Origin of the sequence: Winslowiella toletana, from assembly GCF_017875465.1 — a bacterium.
GTDB classification, from domain to species: Bacteria; Pseudomonadota; Gammaproteobacteria; order Enterobacterales; family Enterobacteriaceae; genus Erwinia; species Erwinia toletana.
In genome coordinates, this window is the sequence record NZ_JAGGMQ010000001.1 from 443,880 (window position 1) to 464,276 (window position 20,397).

Below are 20,397 nucleotides of genomic sequence, written 5' to 3' on the forward strand. Positions count from 1 at the left end.
TATGGCAACTTAAGCGGGATTTTTGCTTTTGCTCATTCCCCCGTGCGGTTGCAGTAAGAAACACCACAAGGCATGATGCTCCCTTGTTTCTTAAGGAGTTGTTATGCAGGAATTGATTTCCATCCTCAGACAGTTTGGCATTGAGCCGGACCATCCCACATCATTAATGGTGATTTTCGCCATCATCTTGCTGACGGCAGTTGTCGTCCATTTCATTCTGCACCGCATCGTCCTGCGTACGTTTGAAAAGCGCGCCCGCGCCAGCGCGCGTCTGACTCTGCAGATTATCACGCAGCATAAACTGTTCCAGCGGCTGGCTTTTGTGTTGCAGGGAATTATCGTCAATGTGCAGGCGGTACTCTGGTTGCAGAAAGGCAGCGATGCGGCGGCGATACTGACCACCTGCGCCCAGCTGTGGGTAATGCTCTACGCACTGATGTCATTCTTCTCGCTGCTGGATGTGGTGTACGAGCTTTCGGCGAAGTTCGCAGTGGCTTCACAGTTACCGCTAAAAGGGATTTTCCAGAGTGTCAAACTGATCAGCGCCATTGTGATTGCCATTATGATGATTTCGCTGCTTATCGGTAAATCGCCTGCCATTCTGATCAGCGGACTTGGCGCCATGGCCGCGGTGCTGATGCTGGTATTTAAAGATCCTATTCTGGGTCTGGTGGCTGGCATCCAGCTTTCCGCCAACAGTATGCTGAAACTGGGCGACTGGCTGGAGATGCCAAAATATGGCGCCGACGGCGCGGTGACGGATATTGGCCTGACCACGGTAAAAGTACGTAACTGGGACAATACCATTACCACCCTTCCCACCTATGCGCTGGTGTCCGATGCGTTTAAAAACTGGCGCGGAATGACTGACTCTGGCGGACGACGCATTAAGCGCAGTATTAATATTGATACCACCAGCATCCATTTCCTCACGGATGAAGCGCAGGAGCGCCTTATTCAGGCGCGCCTGTTGCAACCCTATATGGCGGCGCGCCAGCAGGAGATCAGCGCCTGGAATCAGGAGAATGCCGCCACGCCGTCGGTGCTTAACCGGCGCAATATGACCAATATCGGCACTTTCCGCGCCTACCTGGCGGAGTATCTGCGTAATCATCCGCAAATTCGTCAGGATATGACACTGATGGTGCGCCAGCTGGCGCCTGCGGCCGAAGGTTTACCGCTGGAGATTTATGCTTTTACTAACACCGTGGTATGGCTGGAGTATGAAGCTATCCAGGCGGATATTTTCGATCATATCTTTGCGGTAATTGAAGAATTTGGTCTGCGTATTTATCAGACGCCGAGCGGCAATGATATCCGCGCGCTGGCGGCGGTGGTGTCAGGCTGATGCTCTCGCCTGCTTAGCTGCGCCGCGGCTAAGCAGGCGCTGTCAGGCCGCACTCTTCAGTAGCTGAATCCCCTGCTGCATATCCTGCAGCACAAACTCATCGGTCTGCTCAAACGGGTAGATCATCTCCAGCAGGTATGTCTGATCGGTTAACTGGTTATCGCGCCAGAATGCGCTCAGTCGTTGCGGGGTGACAATCCCCGGCTGGGTAAAACTCCAGTGGCGATCGAGCAGACCATCGGTTTGCTGGATATGATAAGCGGCGATATAGTCGCCACACTGCGCTATCCAGTGCTCCATATTGGCGTGCTCGCCGAACAGCGGGGTAAACAGCGCATGGCCCCAGTCCACCAGCAGTCGCACCGGGATATCGGTTTCGCCGTCCAGATCGGTCATCAGACGCAACGCATCCTCCGCAGACGACGGGAACTCAGTAGCAAGCGGCACCGGCTCAATCAGCAGGGTCGACAGACCACGAATTTTCGCATAGCGGGCGACATCCACCAGCGATAGCAGCGCCCGCTGATAAATCTCCTCGCGTCGCACCGGATCCTGCGCGTCCTGCGCCGAATACGAACCCAGCGGCATTCCCGTCGCTGCCACCTCCATCTCGGCGGTCATATCAATCGCGCGTCTGAGATGCTCCTTGCCGAGATTACGCAGAGTGGCGCTGGGCGCGAGGAAATGGTTGTAACAGTAGGAAGCCAGCCCGCCGAAGGTGCTCTCGACGGTGATACCGGCGGCGCGAAAGGCATCGGCATATTCGCGCGCAACCGCGTTACGCTCGGATGCTGGCCACCAGGGATCGACTAAATCCCAGGTAAACTGCACACGATCGATCTGCAGATCCTGACTGACCACTTTTGCCAGCTGCTCGCCGCCCAGCCAGCGTTTGATGGCAAATGAGAGATTTAATCCGAGTTTCATCTTTACCTCCGCACATATGCACGCCGCGACGGCGTATCACTCTTCTTTACGGATATAACGCCGCGAAATGGCGTCGAAAGAAATGGCGACCACCACCAGCACACCGCTGACAATACCCTGCCAGTACGGCGAGACGCCGAACAGCACAATAATATTTTCGATAATGCCGATAATGGTCGCGCCGATAATCGCGCCAAACGGTGATCCGACGCCGCCAGTGGTGGCGACGCCGCCAATCACCGAAGCAGCAATCGGCGGCAGCACCCAGCTTTCACCGATCGAGGGCTGAGCGGTGCCAAGGCGCGCCACCATCAGAATACCGGCCAGCGCAGCGAGGAAACCGGCGCAGGTGAACACCAGTATCCGCACCCGGTCGACCTTGATTCCCAGCATCCGCGCCGCCGCCGCATTATTGCCAATGGCATACATATAGCGTCCGAACGGTGTCCTGAGGGTGATAAAGCTGGCCATCGCCAGCACCACCAGCATGATAACAAAGGGCACCGGCAGGCTCAGAATATCGCCGCGGCCAAAATACTGCAGGCTGGACGGAATACCGGTGATGGCAACACCGCGGGTCAGCACCAGATTGGCGCCGCCGAAAATCCCGGCGGTTCCGATGGTCAGCACCAGCGAATGCAGCCGCAGTCTGGTCACCAGCAGGCCATTAATCAGACCAAGCGCAGCGCCAAGCCCCAGCGCCATCAGACAAGCGATAGCGGGATGAATACCGCTATTCACCATCAGTATCCCCGCAGTAACGCCGCATAAGCCGCCAGTCATGCCGAGAGAGAGATCCAGCTCGCCGAGAATCAGCAGCATCGATTGCCCGACGGTAATCAGCCCGATAAACGCAAGGGTTCGCGCCACTACCGACATATTGTAAGGCGAGAGAAAATAAGGTGAGGCGAATGATGACAGGATAAAAATAATCACCAGCGCCACCAGCACTCCGGCCAGCGGATTTGTCGCCAGAATGGCCAGACGGCTACGCGGCATACTCATTCTCCGGTGCAAAAATCGCCCTGACCAGCGTTTCGGTATCAGTAGTGGCGGTGGGAAAATCACCGGTAATCGCGCCGTTATGCATGGTGATAATGCGGTTGGCGCATTTATATAACTCCTCCAGCTCCGATGACACCAGAATAATCCCGACGCCGTTTTCGCACAGTAAGCGCATGATTTTGTAGATTTCCACTTTGGTCATCACATCGATGCCTTTGGTCGGCTCATCAAAAATCAGCACCTCCGGTCGGGTGGCCATTGCACGTCCGATAATGGTTTTTTGCTGGTTACCGCCGGAGAGATAAGTAATGCGGGTTTCGATATTGGAGGTTTTCACGTCGTAGGCTTTAATTATTTTCCTCACCAGTGACTTCTCTTTCCCGGCGGCAATTCCTGACCATGACAGGGTCTGTTTAATCACCGCAATACCGATATTTTCCCGTACGCTCAGCAGCGGCAAAATGCCGTGGAGCTTGCGCTCTTCCGACAGATAAAGCATGCCGTTTTTCACCGAAAAAGGCGGGCTGCCCAGCTTCCATGGCTGGCCCTTCACCATCACACGGCCGCCGCTGGCAGGCAGATAACCAAACAGGGTCTGCATCACTTCACTGCGTCCGGCGCCTACCAGTCCGGCGAACCCCAGAATTTCCCCGCGTTTCAGCGTAAAGGAGACAGCGTTAAACCGCCGACCGCTAAGCTGCTCCACGTGAATAATGGTTTCCTTCTGATCCGGCTGCGGCGGCGAAATCGGGCGAAAATGCGCGTTGATTTTCATATCCGCGCCGGACATCGCTTTAATCAGTCCGGCTTCGCTGGTCTGGTTGATCTGGCCGCTTTCGATAATTTCACCATTTCGCAGCACGGTGTAATCGTCACCAATGGCAAACAGCTCATCCAGCTTATGTGAGATAAACAGTATGGCGAGATGACGCGCTTTAAAATCCGCGATAACGCGGAATACCCGCTCAACTTCGGTACGGGTGAGCGAAGAAGTCGGTTCATCAAGGATTAACACCTTCATCTGCTTACTGGTGGAGGCGCGGGCGATTTGCAGCAGCTGCTGATCGGAGATCGAGATATTGCGCACCAGCTCCTCCGCCCGCGCCTCGATCGAGAATTTATCGAGGTACAACTGCGCCGCACGGTTAATCGCCGCAAAGTTGATATAGCGGCCGCTGAACCCCGAGCGGGCATAGGGGATAAACAGATTCTCCGCCACGCTCATATGGGGAAACAGACTCAGCTCCTGCGGAACATAAGCTACCGCGTTAAACAGCGCGCGATTTGCCAGCGGATCCTCGCCGTCAATCCTGATAACGCCACGGTCTGGGGCATAAGTGCCGGTCAGCAGCTTTACCAGCGTCGATTTCCCGGCGCCATTCTCGCCAGCAAGAATATGCACCCGACCGGATTCAAAACTCAGACTCACGTTATTCAGCGCCGTAACGCCCGGAAAATCACGGCCGAGGTTTTCAACTTCGAGGATAGCCATGCTGTGCTCTCCTGGGCAGCGCGATTATTTCCCGACATTGCGCTGATTGATAATCGCAATGCCGGTATCGATATATTTCGGCGTGGGGATCCCCATCGCCTGCTGCCACATCGCCATCACCGCCCAGTAACCCTGCATTTCCGGTTTGGTCGACGAGGAGCTGTCGGCAACGCCGTCGCGGATCAGCTGGAGCATTTCCGGCAAATTGTCCAGACCGACCATAATCACCTTATTGGCTTTATTGGCCTCTTTAATCGCCTGGCCGATACCGATAGGACCTGCCGCATCGCAAGCCACCCAGCCCTTAAGATTGGGATGGGCCTGCATAATAGCGGCAGCCTGTTTTTGCGCGGTTTCAATATCGTCGTTATCAATGCCGGTGGCGACCACTTTAATCCCGGGTGAGCGGGCAAAGGTTTCCTGATGGCATTTGGCGCGAATCGCATGGTTAGGCGCGCTGGGGACGCCCATCATAATCGCCACTTCGCCCTGCCCTTTTAACAGTTCGACCAGCCGTCGTGAGGCGATTTGCGCCTGCTCACAAAAGTCATTGCCGATGCTGGTCAGATTCATATCAGCAGGTGGCACCGAGTCAAAAATCGTCACCGGGATCTTCTGACTGACCGCTTCCTCCAGCGAAGCCCGGTTGCCCTTCTCATCCAGCAGATCGATGGCGATGCCATCAGGGCGGGTGGCGATCGAGCTTTCCAGAATCTGATTCTGGATCACCACATCAGCCTGCTGCGGCGCACTGTAGACAATCTGCACGTCAGAGCCGGTCTGCGCTTTAATCACTGCCGCCGCCTGTCTGGCGCCGTTGTTAACCTTGTCAAACCACGGATGGACAACTTTGGGAACAATAACAAAACGGTAGCTATCTTTTTTTTGCAGACCGGGCTGCTCGTCCTGTGCAGAAGCAACAAGCGGTAATATCAGAGCGGCGGCGGTCATAATACCCAGAGTTATTTTATTCATCATTCACTCCATATTAACCCGGTATTTCGCACGGGAGATTGCAGGACCAGTTATTAACAGAGAGAACCAGCATCGCTGACAGCGACTATGTTTAAATAATAACTATCTTTATCTCTTAGTTTTGTTTTCGCACTTTAGCCGGATTTAATCTGCGTGCAGGCTCACATAACTATCGCCCAAACCTGTCGCCTCGGTTAATAAACAGCTTATTAATATGTTCACTCCAGATTGGTATGATTAGCGGACATCACCGCTGCGGAAATCGCCAGCGCTTGTTGTAACTGCACAATAATATTCTCAAACAGCAGAAATAACGCGCCCTCATATAACGAGCCTAACGGCAATACCGACCCCGCAGTATCTTCTGCGTCGGCCATGGTTTGCGCGGGCAGCGTAATAATCCGGTCGGCTTTTAATGCACTGACTCCCGCAGGCTGAGCGGTGATACACAGCGTCGCCGCCCCGGCCTGACGGGCGGTGTTTAACAGCGCATCGACCGTAGAAAACCAGCCCGGCCCGGCCGACACAATCAGCAAGTCGCCCTGCGCCAGCGGCGGCGTGGTCATTTCGCCCACCACTGACGCGCGTAGTCCCAGGTGATAAAGACGCATGGCAAATCCCTTAATCTGCAACCCTTCACGACCCACGCCATACAGGCTGATGCGCCGCGCGTGTTGAATCAGATCCAGCCCCTGCTGCACGGTATTTTCATTTAAATTTTCCAGCACCACGGCCAGTTCGCGCAGCGCCTGTTGATAAAAAACGTTCATGGCTGACCTCTTAATTAAATAATGCCGTTTATTACTGCGGTAGCGAATTAGCTTCAGATAAAGATTAATACTTCTTTTTTGGCAGCGGATAATGCGAGTCAGCTATCAGAACGTTTAATTACCGCGATAAATCGCTGTTTTATGCGAGGCTACTCAAATTTTCACTACGGTAAATTACATATAAACTTCACACTCGCGCGACGAGTTAACCTGCTGGAGGAAACATGTCGTCTATTGCGATTGGCAGCGATGATGCCGCAACAGAATTAAAAGATACCCTGCTGACATTCCTGCGTAATAAAGGCGTGGAAGTCACAGATTATAGCGATACGGGTAATTTATATCCGGATATTGCCGTTTATCTGGCGCAGCAGATTGTTAATGGCGCGCATCAGCGCGGCATTCTGTTATGCGGCACCGGCATCGGCATGTCGATCTCCGCGAATAAAGTACCGGGTATCCGCGCCGCGCTGTGCCACGACAATTACTCTGCCGAACGGGCGCGCAAAAGCAACGATGCGCAGATCATTACGCTCGGCGCGCGGGTAATCGGCCCGGAACTGGCAAAAAGCATCCTCACCTCGTGGCTGGCGTCTGAGTTCGAAGCGGGCGGTTCGGCAGCAAAAGTGGCGCGGATCGACTATTACGACCAGCAGTTCCATAAGCAGGCAGCGGGAGCCGATAATGCGAAAAGCTAAAAAATTACTGAATCATCCCGCCGATGTTTGCCAGCAACAGCTTGACGGTCTGATTGCCGCCTGCCATGGCAATATCCAGCCCGTCACCGGCGTCAGCGCGGTGGTGCGCAGCGATTTACCCGATGCGCAGGTGCTGATAGTGACCGGTGGCGGCAGCGGGCATGAACCGATGTTCGCTGGCTATGTCGGCGACGGGCTGGCGGATGCCGCAGTGCAGGGTGAGATTTTCACTTCTCCGCCGCCTGACGCGATTATGACGACGGTAAAGCATGCGCGTCCCGGTAAAGGGGTGCTGTTTATCTACGGCAATTATGCCGGTGACAATATGAACTTTGCGATTGCCGCCGAACTGCTTGAGGAAGAGGGCATTGCCAGCCGCAGCGTGCGGGTCAATGATGATATCGCCTCGGCTCCCGCCGATCGCCAGCAAGACCGGCGCGGCGTGGCCGGGGATATGATGGTGCTGAAAATTGCCGGTGCCGCCGCGCGTCAGGGCCTGCAGCTGGATGAGGTCTGGCGGCTGGCCGATAAAGCCCGTCAGCACAGCCGCAGCATTGGCGTGGCGTTATCGCCCTGCTCGCTGCCGCAAACCGGCGAGTTTACTTTTACCCTTGCGGACGATGAGTTTGAGCTGGGTATCGGCGTTCACGGCGAGCCGGGTGTACGCCGTCAGAAAATGATCCCCGCCGATCAGCTGGTCAGCGAGCTGGTGGAAAGCCTCTGCGCGGATCAGGCACTGGCAGCCGGTGATGAAATTTGCCTGCTAATCAATAATCTCGGCGCAGCCACTTTCAGCGAACTGCTGATCGCCAGTCGTAAAGTCCATCAGCTGCTGGCGCAGCGCGCTATCACTATCCACGACACGCTTATTGGCAGCTACTGCACCTCGCAAGAGATGTCCGGCTATTCGCTGACTTTTTTCCGGCTGGATAAACAGCTGAAAGCGCTGTATGACGCGCCCTGCCATAGTTTTGCCTGGAGAAAACCATGAACGCCAGTGAGCTGTCGCGCCTGATGCACTTTGTTGCCCGCCATATGATAGCCAGCGAAGCGCAACTGACAGATCTGGACAGGGCGACTGGCGATGGCGACCATGGCACGGGTATGCAGCGTGGTTTTAGCGCGGTGGAAATATTGCTGACGCAGGAACCGGGTGATGATATCGGCATCCTGTTAACCGATATCGGCAGCAAGCTGATGTCGAGTATGGGTGGTGCATCGGGGGCGATTTTTGGCACCCTGTTTCGGGCAGGCGGTAAAAGCCTGAGCGGTGAACAGGTTCTGACAACACCGCTGCTGGCGCGTTTTCTCCGTAGCGGTCTGGAGGCGGTAAGCCAGCGCGGCGGCGCCAGACCCGGGGATAAAACCATGGTCGATGCACTGGTGGCGGCGGCCGACGCGGCGCAGTTGCTGATATCCGAACCTTTGTACGATGCACTGCCGAAAATCGCGCAGGCGGCGAGATCGGGCAGCGAACAGACGCGCCAGATGGTGGCGAAATTTGGCCGCGCCAGAGCCCTTGGCGAACGCGCTATCGGCCATCTTGATCCCGGTGCGGTCTCAATGTCGCTGATTCTGATGTTTATGGCGGAAGGCATTAAACGGCAGGAAGAGTGATCAGGCTAAATCTGCGGCTATTTGCTGCCTTGCGGCATATCAGCAGGAGCGCAAGGCGGCAATAACAACGTCATACCGCAATCAGCCTTCTGCGCTGCTTTCCACAGCGTCTGTTTTGTAAGGCTTCTAATTCTTTTAGTAATTTCATATCTACTGAGGTGCCGGGATCTGGCATTTCTCCCGATACCATCATTTGCGCGCGAATACGACGACCTTCCTGGATATCTTTATTAGTTAGCGGAATCATAATTAACCTCGTATTTTTTTTGCTCACCCCGTAAAAAGGGAATTGCAACATCACCATTCAAATTATAGGCATTCAGCAGATGAGGAGCAAGCGACCTTCCGGTGCGCGCCAGAAACTTACACATTGAGCTGAAAACCTTGTCAAAATCAGCAGTTAAATCCAATATCACTTTTTCATCCACACGAGGGTTTGCAGGATCTCGGACGTCAGTCGCAAATAAAACAATCTCGCTGGTAGCTGGATCGATCAATCGCGGTTTATGATATACGACACAAAGGTTAGAACCTGCCGACACTCTGACGTTAGACAGGGCTCGATGATAGTTAAAATAACTAAATAAATAAGCCGCAGCACTAATAGCAAAGCCACTAAAAATCAGTTCGACTTTTATATTTTTTTCATTCGCCATTTCTACTGCTGTTATGAATTTTTTCATAACAGTGATATATCCGCCATTATGCGCGTAAACAGTGATCTTTAAGATTACTGGCCGGTTATGGCACGATTCTTTAATGAATTTCGCGAGTCTCTCCATCTCCCGGTCATACCGATGAAATTGCCATGAAAAAAGAAACTTCTCCTCTCTTAGCGCAACACTCCCTGTCATGGGTTCTCTCCATAGCTGTCTTAAGTTGCGCAATTATCACCCCATCACGGATGCGCTTTCTATTATTTTTACTATAATTTTCATTATGTTACACCAACAAGTTACAATATCGCTTGCGATGAAAATCGACTGTCGTTCCGCGCGGCGCCCCCCGCAGCCATTGAAATCAAAAAATGAATACCGTATAAATATCTGCTCCGAGGGGTGTCCTGTAATGGGCTGAGATGGCGTAAGCCGGACCCTTTGAACCTGATCTGGGTCATGCCAGCGAAGGGACGGGCTGGTAGTCTGCATTTGCCATTCACCTTATCGCACCCGGATCTCCACGTACTATTTTGGAGGTCGCATGTTAAGCATCAACGTTAAACATTCCGCTGCATCCTTGCCGGTTATTCCGCGAGGCGCCCTGTGACGAGCATTGATTTCGACCAGGGTCTCTACGGACGTTTACGTCTGCAGGCTGGCGCCGACTGGCAGGCCTATATCCATCACCCCTTTATCCAGCAGCTGGGGGCCGGAACGCTGGCGGAAAGCGCTTTTCGCCGCTATCTGACGCAGGATTATCTGTTCCTGATCCATTTCGCCCGTGCTTACGCCCTGCTGGTGTACAAAATGCGCACCCTGCCAGAGATTCGCGCCGCCGCCAGCTCACTGCAGGCAATAGTCGCGGAGCTGCCGCTGCATGTCGGTTATTGCGCTAACTGGGGACTGAGCGAATCAGAGATGGCCAGTGAAGCCGAAGCGATGGAGACGATTAACTACACGCGTTATGTGCTGGATATTGGCCAGTCCGGCGATGCGCTCGATCTGCTGGCGGCACTGCTGCCCTGTGTCGCGGGCTATGCGGAAATTGGCCTGCGTCTGCTCAGCAATCCGGCAACGGTGATTGACGGCAATCCCTATGCTCCATGGATAAATAATTATGGCGACGCGCACTATCTGCATGGTGTGCAGGCGGCCATCGATCTGCTGGAACAGGTCGGTGATCAGCGTGGGGCTGAGAGCCGGTTTGATGCGCTGGCGGCAATCTTTACCACCGCCACCCGGCTGGAAGCGGCATTCTGGCAGATGGGATTAAATGCGCAATGAGCAGCTTCTCACCCCCCGGCATTCTGGTCGAAGATTTAGCCCTGCGTTATGGCCGCCACACCCTGTACGAACGGCTTAATTTCAGCATCGAAGGCGGCAGTTTTGTTGCCCTGCTTGGCGCCAGCGGCGTGGGTAAAAGCAGTTTGCTGAGAATTATCGCCGGGCTGACGCGGCAGAACGCAGGCCGGGTTGTCGGCAGCGACGGTCTGCCGATTGCCGGACGCATCGCGTGGATGGGGCAAAATGATCTGCTGTATCCGTGGCTGACGGTGCTGGACAACATCACCCTTGGCGCGCGCCTGCGCGGCGAGAAAGCCGACCGCGCCTGGGCACTGCATCTGCTGGAGCGCGTCGGGCTAAGCGGCCAGGGCAATGCGCGTCCGGCGACACTCTCTGGCGGCATGCGCCAGCGCGCCGCGATTGCGCGCACCCTTTATGAACGCCAGCCAGTGGTGTTAATGGATGAACCCTTCTCGGCGCTTGATGCCATTACCCGCGCGATGATCCAGGAGCTGGCGGCAGAGCTGCTGGCCAGCCATACCGTGCTGCTGATTACTCACGATCCGCTGGAAGCCTGTCGCCTCAGCCATCGTCTGCTGGTGCTTAGCGGCCAGCCGGCGCAGATTACCGATAGCCTGACCATTGCCGGTCAGCCGCCGCGCGCGCCAGACGATCAGCACCTGCTGCATAGCCAGGGAGAGCTGTTACAGCAACTGATAAGGGCAGCAGGATGAAGGGGCTGACGGTATTCGCTGGTTTTGTATTGCTGTGGTGGCTGCTCACCCTTAGCGGTATTCCGGCATTTCTGCTGCCCACGCCGCTGGCGGTAGCGGAAGCGTTATGGCATAGCCGATCGGTGCTGGCCTGGCACAGCCTGATCACCGCCAGCGAGATGCTTAGCGGCCTGCTATTGGGCGTGCTGCTTGGCGCACTGCTGGCGCTGGCGATGATCTACTCTCCCCGGCTGCAACGCTGGCTGATGCCGGTGGTGGTCACCAGTCAGGCGATCCCGGTATTTGCGCTGGCGCCGCTGCTGGTGCTGTGGTTTGGCTTCGGCATCAGCGCCAAAGTGGCGATGGCGGTACTGGTGATTTTCTTTCCGGTGGCATCCAGCTTTTTCGACGGACTGCGGCGCGTCAGTCACGACTACCTCGATCTGGCGCGCACCATGGGCGCATCGCCGTGGGCGCAACTGCGTCATGTGCGGCTGATGGCGGCGCTGCCGGCATTTGGCTCCGGATTACGCATGGCCGCCGCTGTCGCCCCGATTGGCGCGATTATCGGTGAATGGGTCGGCTCAGCGGAAGGTCTGGGCTATCTGATGCTGAACGCTAACGCCCGTATGCAAACCGATCTCTGCTTTGCCGCGCTGTTTATCCTGGTGCTGATGACCCTGTTGCTGTGGAAAACCGTCGATGTCCTGCTGCGCCGCCTGATTAACTGGACGCCAGAAGCCCGCTCACATTCGTAAAATAAAAAGGTCAAAACCATGATACCGAAATCCCTGCCCGCACTGACGCTCGCCGCGCTGTTTGCCGCTCAGGCCAGTGCTGCCGATAAAATCACCCTGATGCTCGACTGGTATATTAATCCCGATCATGCGCCAATTATGGTGGCCGAACAGATCGGCGCTTTTAAACAGGAAGGGCTGGAGGTCAAAATCGTGCCGCCGTCCGATCCGGCGCTGCCACCCCGCCTTGTCGCCGCTGGCAAGGCGGATCTTGCCATCACTTATCAGCCGCAGCTGCACTTTTTCGCCGATCAGGGACTACCGCTGATGCGCGTCGGCACCCTGATTAACTCACCGCTGAATACAGTGATGACGCTGGATAAAAACATCACGTCGCCAGCCGATCTGCGCGGCAAGAAAATCGGTTATTCGGTCAGTGGCATTGAGGAGGCGACGCTGAGCGCCATGCTGCGCCAGCAAAAGCTCAGCACCGGCGATGTGAAAATGATTAACGTTAATTTCCAGCTTACCAGCGCGCTGCTGGCGGGCCAGGTCGATGCGATTATTGGCGGCTATCGCAATATTGAAGCGCTGGAACTGGAGTTACAAGGCAAAAAACCGGTGGTGCTTAATGTCGAGGATTATGGCGTACCGGCTTATGACGAGCTGATTATTGTCGCCAACAAAGCCGAGGTTAATCAGCCGAAAATTAAGAAGTTCCTCGCTGCGCTGCAGAAAGGCGCCCGCTATTTACAGGCCCACCCTGAGCAGACCTGGAGCAGCTTCGCCAGCAGCCATCCGGAGCTGAATACCGAGCTGAACCGCCGTGCATGGCAAAAAACGCTGCCGCTGTTTGCCCGCGATCCGGCGCAGCTGGATAGCGCACGTTACCAGGCGTATGAGCAATTTCTGTTTGATCATAAGCTGATCAAGAAAATCACTCCGGTCAGCGACTATGCCATTGAAATAAAGTAATGTTCAGCCGCCGCCGGGGGATGGCCCCCGGCGGCATGACAGTTACCAGGCGCTGTTTTTAATATCGATCACAAAGCGATATTTCACGTCGCTTTTCAGCATGCGGGCAAACGCCGTTTCAATCTGTTCGCCGGTAATTAACTCAATATCGGCGGTGATATTGTGCTGACCACAAAAATCCAGCACCTCCTGGGTTTCACCAATACTGCCAATTGAGGTGCCGCTAATACTCAGACGGCGGAACACCATTGGCGTCACATCCGGCGCCGGATGACGGCTATCCGGGATCCCCACCAGCACCAGATGGCCATTGGTTTTCAGCGTGCGCAGATAAGCATCAAGATCGTGCGGCGCAGCAACACAGTCAAGAATCAGATCGAGATGATTAGCCGCATCCGCCATCTGCTGTGCATCGGTCGACACCACCACCGATGTCGCGCCAAGGCGTCGGGCATCCTCACCCTTGTGTGCGGAGGTGGTAAACAGCGTCACTTCCGCCCCCAGCGCGCTGGCCAGTTTCACCGCCATATGGCCGAGACCGCCGAGGCCAACAACGCCAACTTTATCTCCGGCCTTCACATTCCAGTGACGCAATGGCGACCAGACGGTGACTCCAGCGCATAACAGCGGTGCTACGCCACTCAGTTCGAGGTTCTCCGGCACAGACACCACAAACTTACTGTCGACCACCATGCTCTGCGCATAGCCGCCATAAGTTGTGCCGCCGGTGTACTTATCTTTGCCATTGTAGGTGGCGGTAAAACCGGATTCGCAGTACTGCTCTTCGGCGCTGGCGCAGGCTGCGCAGTGACCGCAGGAATCAACCATCACGCCGACGCCCACCAGGTCGCCCGGTTTAAAACCCGTGACGTTATGACCGCTTTCCAGCACGCGGCCAACAATTTCATGGCCAGGCAGCATCGGATAGTTGCTGACGCCCCACTCATTGCGCGCCATATGCAGATCGGAATGGCAGACGCCGCAATAAAGGATATCAATGCAGATATCATCAGGTTGCATATCACGCGCATCCAGCGTGGCGGTAGCAAGGGGCAGATGAGCGGCGCTGGCGACAAGGCCTTTAATTTTCATAGGGCAATCCGGGTCAGTAAAATTTGCGGGGAGGCACTATAGACAACTGGCGTCACTATTGGTAGTAGTTACCCTTTTGGGACATAGATACCAAATGGTGACCATATGCCTGTAATGGTGAACGGCAAAATGATGTTTTATGCGGACTCAGAGCCGCGCCGCTTAATGGAATTGTTCTCGGTAAAATGGACCTCTATGGTGATCCATGCGCTCTATCACTGGCCTGGCGGCAAATGCCGCACCGGCGAGCTACAGCGCAGCCTTGATGGCATTTCGAAGAAGATGCTGGTGCAGTCATTACGCGAAGTTGAACGCCGCGGCCTGGTGACGCGCAATGTGTTTAATGTGGTGCCACCGAAAGTGGAATATGAATTAACCGCGCTGGGACGTACTTTTGCCGAACCGATCGAACTGATGTATCAGTGGGGGCAGGATAATAAAGCCGCGCTTGATGCGATGGAAGCCAGTTATCAGGCGACAGAAGCAACAACAGGAGGCGCAAACGCCGTCCCAGGAAAAGATTCCCCCCATCTGTAGGGGCGGCGTTCTCGCCGCCCGAGCGAAACGCTTACTGAATCATCACATCCAGCGCACGCAGATGGTGCGGCTGCCAGGAGAGCAGCACTTCATCACCTGGACGCCAGCGCGGATCAATTTTCGCCGGCGTCAGTTTCACCATAAAATTGCCCTGCCCGGCGACTTCAGTCAGCATGCGTACATGGTCACCGAGATAGATAAACTGCTGAATCCGCGCGCGAATTTGCTGATCGCCCGTTTCCGGCGCATTCACATTCACCCGCTCCGGACGGATACTGAGCTGGATCTTTTTACCCGGTGAACTGGGACGCACTTTCAGCGCATTCAGCTGCGTTCCGTCATCCAGTTTCACCTGATAATAATCACCGCTAATCCCCGCCTGCGTCGCCAGCAGTGTGTTATTTTCGCCGATAAACTGCGCCACAAAGGCGTTATTTGGCTCTTCATACAGTTTGCTCGGGCTGTCCATTTGCTGGATCATGCCGTCATTAAACACCGCCACGCGATTCGACATGGTCATCGCCTCGCTCTGATCATGGGTGACATAGACCACCGTCAGATTTAGCATCTCATGCAACTGTTTGATTTCCATCTGCATATGTTCACGTAACTGCTTATCCAGCGCTCCCAGAGGTTCATCCATCAGCACCAGTTTCGGCTCAAACACCAGCGCACGCGCCAGCGCCACACGCTGCTGCTGGCCGCCTGACATCTGCGCCGGATAGCGGTCTGCCAGATCGGTCAGTTTCACCATATCCAGCACGCGTTTTACCCGCTCCTGCGCATCGGATTTATTCATGCGGCGAATATTCAGCGGAAACGCCAGATTTTGCGCCACGGTCATATGCGGAAACAGCGCGTAATTCTGAAACACCATGCCGATATCGCGCTGATGCGGCGGCAGAGTGTGCAGTGGCTGGTCGCGCAGCAAAATCTCGCCGTCGGTGGGGGTTTCAAACCCGGCCAGCATCATCAGACTGGTGGTTTTCCCGGAGCCGGAGGGGCCAAGCAGAGTAAGGAATTCTCCCTCTTCCACATCCAGATTGAGATTACGAACCACCAGCTTATCGCCGTCGTAGCTCTTTTTGATATTGCGGAAACTGACAAATGTTCTCATCGCGCTCTCTTCTCAAATGCGTTGGCAATTAATCCGGCATGATTCCTGCATCATCCGGCTAATGCGAACTTTCCGGTGGCGGGTCTTTTTTTAGGATTACCACCGAAAATTTGCCGAAACAAGTAGCATTTGACAAAAAATGCGAAAAAAAAGCCTGAGGAATATCGCTTCAGGCTGTTGTTTTCTATTGTCTTTTTAAAATACCCCATCAGGCGGCCGTGTTATGCCGCGAACAGAATCAGGCAATCCCCGTTGCGCGGCAATCCCCTCACGCCGTTGCCCCGTCACGATGCAAATGCCGCTTCAGACAGTGCGCAATCGGCGCAAACGTCTCCGCCATCTGCGCCTCGTCAACGCAGGCGTAACCCAGCAACAGGCCACGCCGTTTAGCGCCGGACATGTAATATCCCGACAGTGCGCGCGTCAGTACGCCAGCCTGTTCCAGCTCGGCGCTGACCGCCACATCGTCGATGGTATCCGGCAACACCAGCACCAGATGCAGCCCGGCGTTGTTCTGCAGATTCAGAAATTGTGGCCCCAGCTCGCGGGTAATCGCCGCCACCAGCGCCGCGCGGCGCTTGCTGTATAACTGGCGCATGCGGCGCACATGGGCGGCGTAGTGTCCTTCGCGAATAAACTCCGCCAGCGTCAGCTGCACCAGACCATTGCCGCCACGATACAGCTCGGAGTGCGCCATCTTCATCCGCGGCGCCAGCTGCTTCGGCAGCACCATGTAGCTGATACGGATGCCGGGATAGAGGGTTTTGCTGAAGGTGCCGAGATAGATCACCGGTGCATCAGGCGCCAGCCCCTGTAGCGCCGGAATCGGGCTATCGGCAAAGCGGAATTCACTGTCGTAGTCATCCTCCACCACCCAGCTGCCCCACTCGCGCGCCAGACTCAGCAGACGCTGACGGCGTTCCAGACTCATCACCACCCCCAGCGGATACTGATGCGAGGGCGTGACGCAAATCAGGCGTGGCGGCGGTAGCCCGTCATCCTGCGGTGTTGGATTCATGCCGCCGTTATCAACCGGGGTGGGAATAATTTTCACCCCGTTTACCGCCAGCACATTGCGGATCCCCCAGTAACCTGGCTCTTCCATCCATGCCGTATCGCCGGGGTCGCAAAGCATCTTCGCCAGCAGATCCAGCGACTGATGGGTTCCGGCGGTAATCACAATCTGGTCCGGCGTACACACCACCGAGCGCACCACGCGCAGATAGTCCGCCAGCGCCTGTTGCAGTTCAAGGCAGCCACCGTGCGGCGAGTAGGTCAGTGAGGCAAACGGCATCCGGCGGCTGAGACGCAGCTGAATTTTGCGCCAGATATCATGCGGCACATGGGTGACATCCGGTACCCCCGGCATAAACGCGCCCCACTGGAACGGGCCGACACCGCTGCGGCTCAGCAGCGTGTTGCCGCGTTTGGAGAGTCGCAGCGGGCTGAATGGCGTACTGGATGGTTTTTTTGTCGCATCCTCCGGCGTCGGGCACAAATCGGGCAGCGGATCGCTGACGAAGGTACCACTTCCGGCGCGGGTCGCCAGATAGCCCTCGGACTGCAACTGTTCGTAGGCCGCCAGCACGGTATTACGTGATACGGAAAGCTCCGCAGCGAGATCGCGCGAGGCCGGCAGCCGCGCGCCGGGGGCAATCGCGCCCTCCTGAATCGCACTCTGTAAAGCGTCGTACAAACGCTTGCCGAGAGCACCGACGGTCATCCTGCCTAAGCGGTGGGCGAGCAGGTCGCCAAGTAACGATCGCAAATTGGTACCTCGAAATAATTAAAACTGGCTCTGGATAATACAACCGCCGGAAGGCTAAAAAGCAAGGGCAGCATACGGAATCAACGCGGAATAACCGCAGCAGGAACTGAGTGAGGTAAACCTATGAGCATCAGTGAAGTTCAGCAACGCCGTCTCGACGCCACGCCCCGCGGTGTTGGCGTGATGTGTGATTTCTTTACCGCGAAAGCGGAAAACGCCACCCTCTGGGATCAGAATGGCCGTGAGTATATCGATTTCACCGCCGGTATTGCCGTACTGAACACCGGCCACCGTCACCCAAAAGTGCTGGCCGCCGTACGTGAACAGCTGGAGTGCTTTACCCATACCGCTTTCCAGGTCCTGCCGTATGAAAATTATATTGCGCTGGCCGAGCGCCTGAACACCATCGTGCCGATCGCTGGCAAAGCGAAAACCACCTTCTTCACCACCGGCGCCGAAGCGGTAGAAAATGCGGTGAAAATTGCCCGCGCCGCCACCGGACGTCCGGGGGTCATCACCTTTACCGGCGCCTTCCATGGCCGTACCCTGCTGACCATGGCGCTAACCGGCAAAGTCACGCCGTATAAAACCGGATTTGGTCCGTTCCCCGCTTCGGTATTCCATGCCCGTTATCCCAATCAGCAACAGGGTGTCAGCGTTGCCGACGCGATGCAAAGCCTTGATGATATTTTCCATTGCGATATCGCCCCGCAACAGGTGGCGGCGATCCTCTACGAACCGATCCAGGGTGAAGGTGGCTTTAATATCGCTCCGGCAGAGTTTGTCACTGCCCTGCGCGAACTCTGCGACCAGCACGGTATTCTGCTGATTGCCGACGAAATCCAGAGCGGCTTTGCCCGTACCGGTAAAATGTTCGCCAGTGACTACTACGATGTTAAACCGGATTTGATCACCATGGCGAAAAGCCTCGGTGGCGGCTTTCCGCTCTCCGCCGTTGCCGGTCGCGCCGCAGTGATGGACGCGCCGCTGCCCGGCGGCCTCGGCGGCACTTACGCCGGTAGCCCGATTGCGATAGCCGCCGCCTGCGCGGTGCTGGATGTGATTGCCGAAGAGCAGCTGTGCGAACGCGCGCTGCAACTTGGCGCTGAACTGACCGCCAGCGTCAAAGGTTGCCATAACCCGGCGGTCGCCGATGTGCGCGGCCGCGGTTCGATGGTGGCGGTAGAGTTTAACGATCCGGCCAGCGGCAAACCGTCGGCGGATATCGCGCGCAGCGTTCAGCAGCGCGCGCTGGCCGCTGGCTTGATTTTGCTGACCTGCGGCACCCACGGCAATGTGATTCGTTTTCTCTATCCACTGACCATTCCCGATGCGCAGTTCCGCGAAGGCCTGAGCCGCCTGACCACTATTCTGCAAAGTTAAGCACGCAGCGGCGGGGATTTCGCACCAGGCTGGTGCAGGATCGCCGCCGCTGAACGCATACGCAGGGCTGTGTGCCGCAGGATGCGTTATGGCACAAATAATGCAGTACAAAATCCATGTAAAAACATGATGCATCATACATCTGATTTTCACGCCGTTTTTCGGCCATCGAATTTTTCACCCATTACCGGGATACCGAGGAGTCACAGCATGCATAAGAAATTGGCCGCTCTCGCCGTGTTAACCACCATGGCCTTTGCCGCGCAGGCGGAAACGCTGACCGTGGTCTCTTTTGGTGGTCTGAACAAGGACGCTCAGGATAAAGCCTTTTATAAACCTTTCGCCGCTACCGGCAAAGGCAGCGTTGAGCCAGGCGAATATAACGGTGAAATGGCGCGTATCCGCGCCATGGTGGAAACCGGTCAGGTCGGCTGGGATGTGGTGGAAGTGGAAAGCTCGGAGCTGGTGCGTGGCTGTGACGAAGGGCTGTTCGAAACCCTCGACTGGAGCAAACTGGGCAATAAAGATGATTTCGTGCCGGGCACCATCGTCGGTGAGTGTGGCGCCGGGATTTTCCTCTGGTCAACGGTGCTGACTTACGATGCTCAGAAACTGAAAAAAGCGCCAACCGACTGGAGTGATTTCTGGAATGTGAAAGAGTTTCCGGGCAAACGCGCAATGCGTAAAAGCGCCAAGCTGACCATGGAAATCGCCCTGCTGGCGGACGGCGTCAAACGTGAAGATATCTATAAAGTGCTGGCGACGCCGGCCGGTGTCGAGCGCGCGTTTAAAAAACTCGATCAGCTGAAACCCAATATTCAGTGGTGGGAATCCGGTGCGCAGCCGCTGCAGTGGATGGTTTCCGGTGATGTGGTAATGACCACTGCCTATAACGGCCGCATCAGCGCCGCGCAGAAAGAGGGACATGACTTTAAAGCGGTGTGGAATAACAGCCTGTATGACCTCGACAGCTGGGCGATTGTTAAAGGCAGCAAACATAAAGCACTGGCTGAGGACTTTATCGCCTTTGCTAACAAGCCGGAAAATCAGAAAGTTTTCGCTGAAAACATTCCTTACGGTCCGACCAATAAAAACACCACGCCGCTGATTGATGCCAGTATCCTGAAAAACCTGCCGACGGCGCCGGATAACCTGGCCGTCTCTTTGCAAGTGAATACCGAGTTCTGGATTGAACACGGTGAAGATCTGGAGCAACGTTTTAACGCCTGGGCGGCGAAATAACCTGTGATGCGGCCTTCACCGGCCGCATCCTGCCGATTTAACCCGTAAAGGAGCCAGC

At 55.7% G+C, this 20,397-nt stretch carries 21 protein-coding genes and 1 riboswitch; of the genes, 11 read left to right on the forward strand and 10 right to left on the reverse strand.

Translation table 11 applies throughout. The annotated features are described in order from the left end of the window. Nucleotides 1-103: 103 nt before the first annotated feature. Entirely contained in the window at nucleotides 104-1,348 is a 1,245-nt protein-coding gene (locus J2125_RS02205) for a mechanosensitive ion channel family protein (RefSeq protein WP_017802672.1), read from the forward strand. A 42-nt stretch (nucleotides 1,349-1,390) separates the two neighbouring features. On the opposite strand, the gene J2125_RS02210 is transcribed toward J2125_RS02205, so the two are convergent. The 5 genes from J2125_RS02210 to J2125_RS02230 form a co-directional block, all read right to left on the reverse strand. After that, entirely contained in the window at nucleotides 1,391-2,275 is an 885-nt protein-coding gene (locus tag J2125_RS02210; RefSeq protein ID WP_017802673.1) for a sugar phosphate isomerase/epimerase family protein, read from the reverse strand. A gap of 36 nt (nucleotides 2,276-2,311) precedes the next feature. Next, nucleotides 2,312-3,274 (reverse strand): ABC transporter permease, encoded by a 963-nt coding sequence (locus J2125_RS02215; RefSeq protein ID WP_017802674.1) that lies wholly within the window; start codon nucleotides 3,272-3,274, stop codon nucleotides 2,312-2,314. Then, nucleotides 3,264-4,772, reverse strand: coding sequence for a sugar ABC transporter ATP-binding protein (locus J2125_RS02220; protein WP_017802675.1), 1,509 nt, complete (start codon nucleotides 4,770-4,772; stop codon nucleotides 3,264-3,266). Before J2125_RS02220 ends, J2125_RS02215 begins: the two co-directional genes overlap by 11 nt. Before the next feature lie 24 nt (nucleotides 4,773-4,796). Continuing rightward, nucleotides 4,797-5,747, reverse strand: a complete 951-nt coding sequence (locus tag J2125_RS02225; protein WP_017802676.1) for a substrate-binding domain-containing protein — start codon at nucleotides 5,745-5,747, stop codon at nucleotides 4,797-4,799. Between the two features lie 218 nt (nucleotides 5,748-5,965). Then, nucleotides 5,966-6,517 carry an SIS domain-containing protein gene (locus J2125_RS02230; RefSeq protein ID WP_017802677.1) on the reverse strand — a complete coding sequence of 184 codons (552 nt, stop codon included), beginning with the start codon at nucleotides 6,515-6,517 and terminating at the stop codon, nucleotides 5,966-5,968. Between the two features lie 224 nt (nucleotides 6,518-6,741). Between J2125_RS02230 and rpiB the strand changes: the two genes are divergently transcribed. Genes rpiB through dhaL form a run of 3 tightly spaced genes read left to right on the forward strand, consistent with a single transcriptional unit; the run spans nucleotide 6,742 to nucleotide 8,832 of the window. Continuing rightward, on the forward strand, nucleotides 6,742-7,215 hold the full coding sequence (gene rpiB / locus J2125_RS02235; RefSeq protein ID WP_017802678.1) for a ribose 5-phosphate isomerase B: 474 nt from the start codon (nucleotides 6,742-6,744) through the stop codon (nucleotides 7,213-7,215). Next, nucleotides 7,202-8,206: a dihydroxyacetone kinase subunit DhaK gene (locus tag J2125_RS02240; protein ID WP_017802679.1), complete on the forward strand. Its 1,005-nt coding sequence runs from the start codon at nucleotides 7,202-7,204 to the stop codon at nucleotides 8,204-8,206. Before rpiB ends, J2125_RS02240 begins: the two co-directional genes overlap by 14 nt. Beyond that, the gene (gene dhaL / locus J2125_RS02245) at nucleotides 8,203-8,832 is read left to right on the forward strand and encodes a dihydroxyacetone kinase subunit DhaL (RefSeq protein WP_017802680.1); all 630 of its coding nucleotides are present in this window, start codon (nucleotides 8,203-8,205) and stop codon (nucleotides 8,830-8,832) included. Before J2125_RS02240 ends, dhaL begins: the two co-directional genes overlap by 4 nt. Before the next feature lie 70 nt (nucleotides 8,833-8,902). Here the strand turns inward: dhaL and J2125_RS02250 are convergent, their stop codons facing one another. After that, nucleotides 8,903-9,079 carry a hypothetical protein gene (locus J2125_RS02250; protein ID WP_157819470.1) on the reverse strand — a complete coding sequence of 59 codons (177 nt, stop codon included), beginning with the start codon at nucleotides 9,077-9,079 and terminating at the stop codon, nucleotides 8,903-8,905. Further along, nucleotides 9,063-9,686, reverse strand: coding sequence for a hypothetical protein (locus J2125_RS02255; RefSeq protein ID WP_017802681.1), 624 nt, complete (start codon nucleotides 9,684-9,686; stop codon nucleotides 9,063-9,065). The genes J2125_RS02250 and J2125_RS02255 overlap by 17 nt, the downstream gene beginning before the upstream one ends. Before the next feature lie 190 nt (nucleotides 9,687-9,876). Next, nucleotides 9,877-9,979, forward strand: a riboswitch (TPP riboswitch). Nucleotides 9,980-10,094: 115 nt separating this feature from the next. On the opposite strand from J2125_RS02255, the gene tenA reads away from it, so the two are divergent. From tenA to J2125_RS02275, 4 genes are read left to right on the forward strand one after another with little or no spacing between them, the layout of a single operon-like run. Next, nucleotides 10,095-10,775 (forward strand): thiaminase II, encoded by a 681-nt coding sequence (gene tenA / locus J2125_RS02260; protein WP_017802682.1) that lies wholly within the window; start codon nucleotides 10,095-10,097, stop codon nucleotides 10,773-10,775. Beyond that, the gene (locus tag J2125_RS02265) at nucleotides 10,772-11,509 is read left to right on the forward strand and encodes an ABC transporter ATP-binding protein (RefSeq protein WP_017802683.1); all 738 of its coding nucleotides are present in this window, start codon (nucleotides 10,772-10,774) and stop codon (nucleotides 11,507-11,509) included. The genes tenA and J2125_RS02265 overlap by 4 nt, the downstream gene beginning before the upstream one ends. Continuing rightward, entirely contained in the window at nucleotides 11,506-12,246 is a 741-nt protein-coding gene (locus J2125_RS02270; protein ID WP_017802684.1) for an ABC transporter permease, read from the forward strand. The genes J2125_RS02265 and J2125_RS02270 overlap by 4 nt, the downstream gene beginning before the upstream one ends. Before the next feature lie 18 nt (nucleotides 12,247-12,264). Further along, the gene (locus tag J2125_RS02275; RefSeq protein WP_017802685.1) at nucleotides 12,265-13,200 is read left to right on the forward strand and encodes an ABC transporter substrate-binding protein; all 936 of its coding nucleotides are present in this window, start codon (nucleotides 12,265-12,267) and stop codon (nucleotides 13,198-13,200) included. Nucleotides 13,201-13,242: 42 nt separating this feature from the next. On the opposite strand, the gene J2125_RS02280 is transcribed toward J2125_RS02275, so the two are convergent. Further along, on the reverse strand, nucleotides 13,243-14,292 hold the full coding sequence (locus tag J2125_RS02280; RefSeq protein ID WP_017802686.1) for an NAD(P)-dependent alcohol dehydrogenase: 1,050 nt from the start codon (nucleotides 14,290-14,292) through the stop codon (nucleotides 13,243-13,245). 105 nt (nucleotides 14,293-14,397) lie between these two features. On the opposite strand from J2125_RS02280, the gene J2125_RS02285 reads away from it, so the two are divergent. After that, nucleotides 14,398-14,829, forward strand: a complete 432-nt coding sequence (locus J2125_RS02285) for a winged helix-turn-helix transcriptional regulator (RefSeq protein WP_017802687.1) — start codon at nucleotides 14,398-14,400, stop codon at nucleotides 14,827-14,829. Between the two features lie 31 nt (nucleotides 14,830-14,860). On the opposite strand, the gene J2125_RS02290 is transcribed toward J2125_RS02285, so the two are convergent. Beyond that, the gene (locus J2125_RS02290; protein WP_017802688.1) at nucleotides 14,861-15,946 is read right to left on the reverse strand and encodes an ABC transporter ATP-binding protein; all 1,086 of its coding nucleotides are present in this window, start codon (nucleotides 15,944-15,946) and stop codon (nucleotides 14,861-14,863) included. 268 nt (nucleotides 15,947-16,214) lie between these two features. After that, nucleotides 16,215-17,714, reverse strand: a complete 1,500-nt coding sequence (gene pdxR, locus J2125_RS02295) for a MocR-like pyridoxine biosynthesis transcription factor PdxR (protein ID WP_026111921.1) — start codon at nucleotides 17,712-17,714, stop codon at nucleotides 16,215-16,217. 123 nt (nucleotides 17,715-17,837) lie between these two features. Here pdxR and J2125_RS02300 point away from each other — a divergent pair, with 123 nt between their 5' ends. Then, nucleotides 17,838-19,097, forward strand: coding sequence for a 4-aminobutyrate--2-oxoglutarate transaminase (locus tag J2125_RS02300; RefSeq protein WP_017802690.1), 1,260 nt, complete (start codon nucleotides 17,838-17,840; stop codon nucleotides 19,095-19,097). Between the two features lie 210 nt (nucleotides 19,098-19,307). Then, nucleotides 19,308-20,339, forward strand: a complete 1,032-nt coding sequence (locus J2125_RS02305; RefSeq protein WP_017802691.1) for an ABC transporter substrate-binding protein — start codon at nucleotides 19,308-19,310, stop codon at nucleotides 20,337-20,339. Nucleotides 20,340-20,397: the final 58 nt, after the last annotated feature.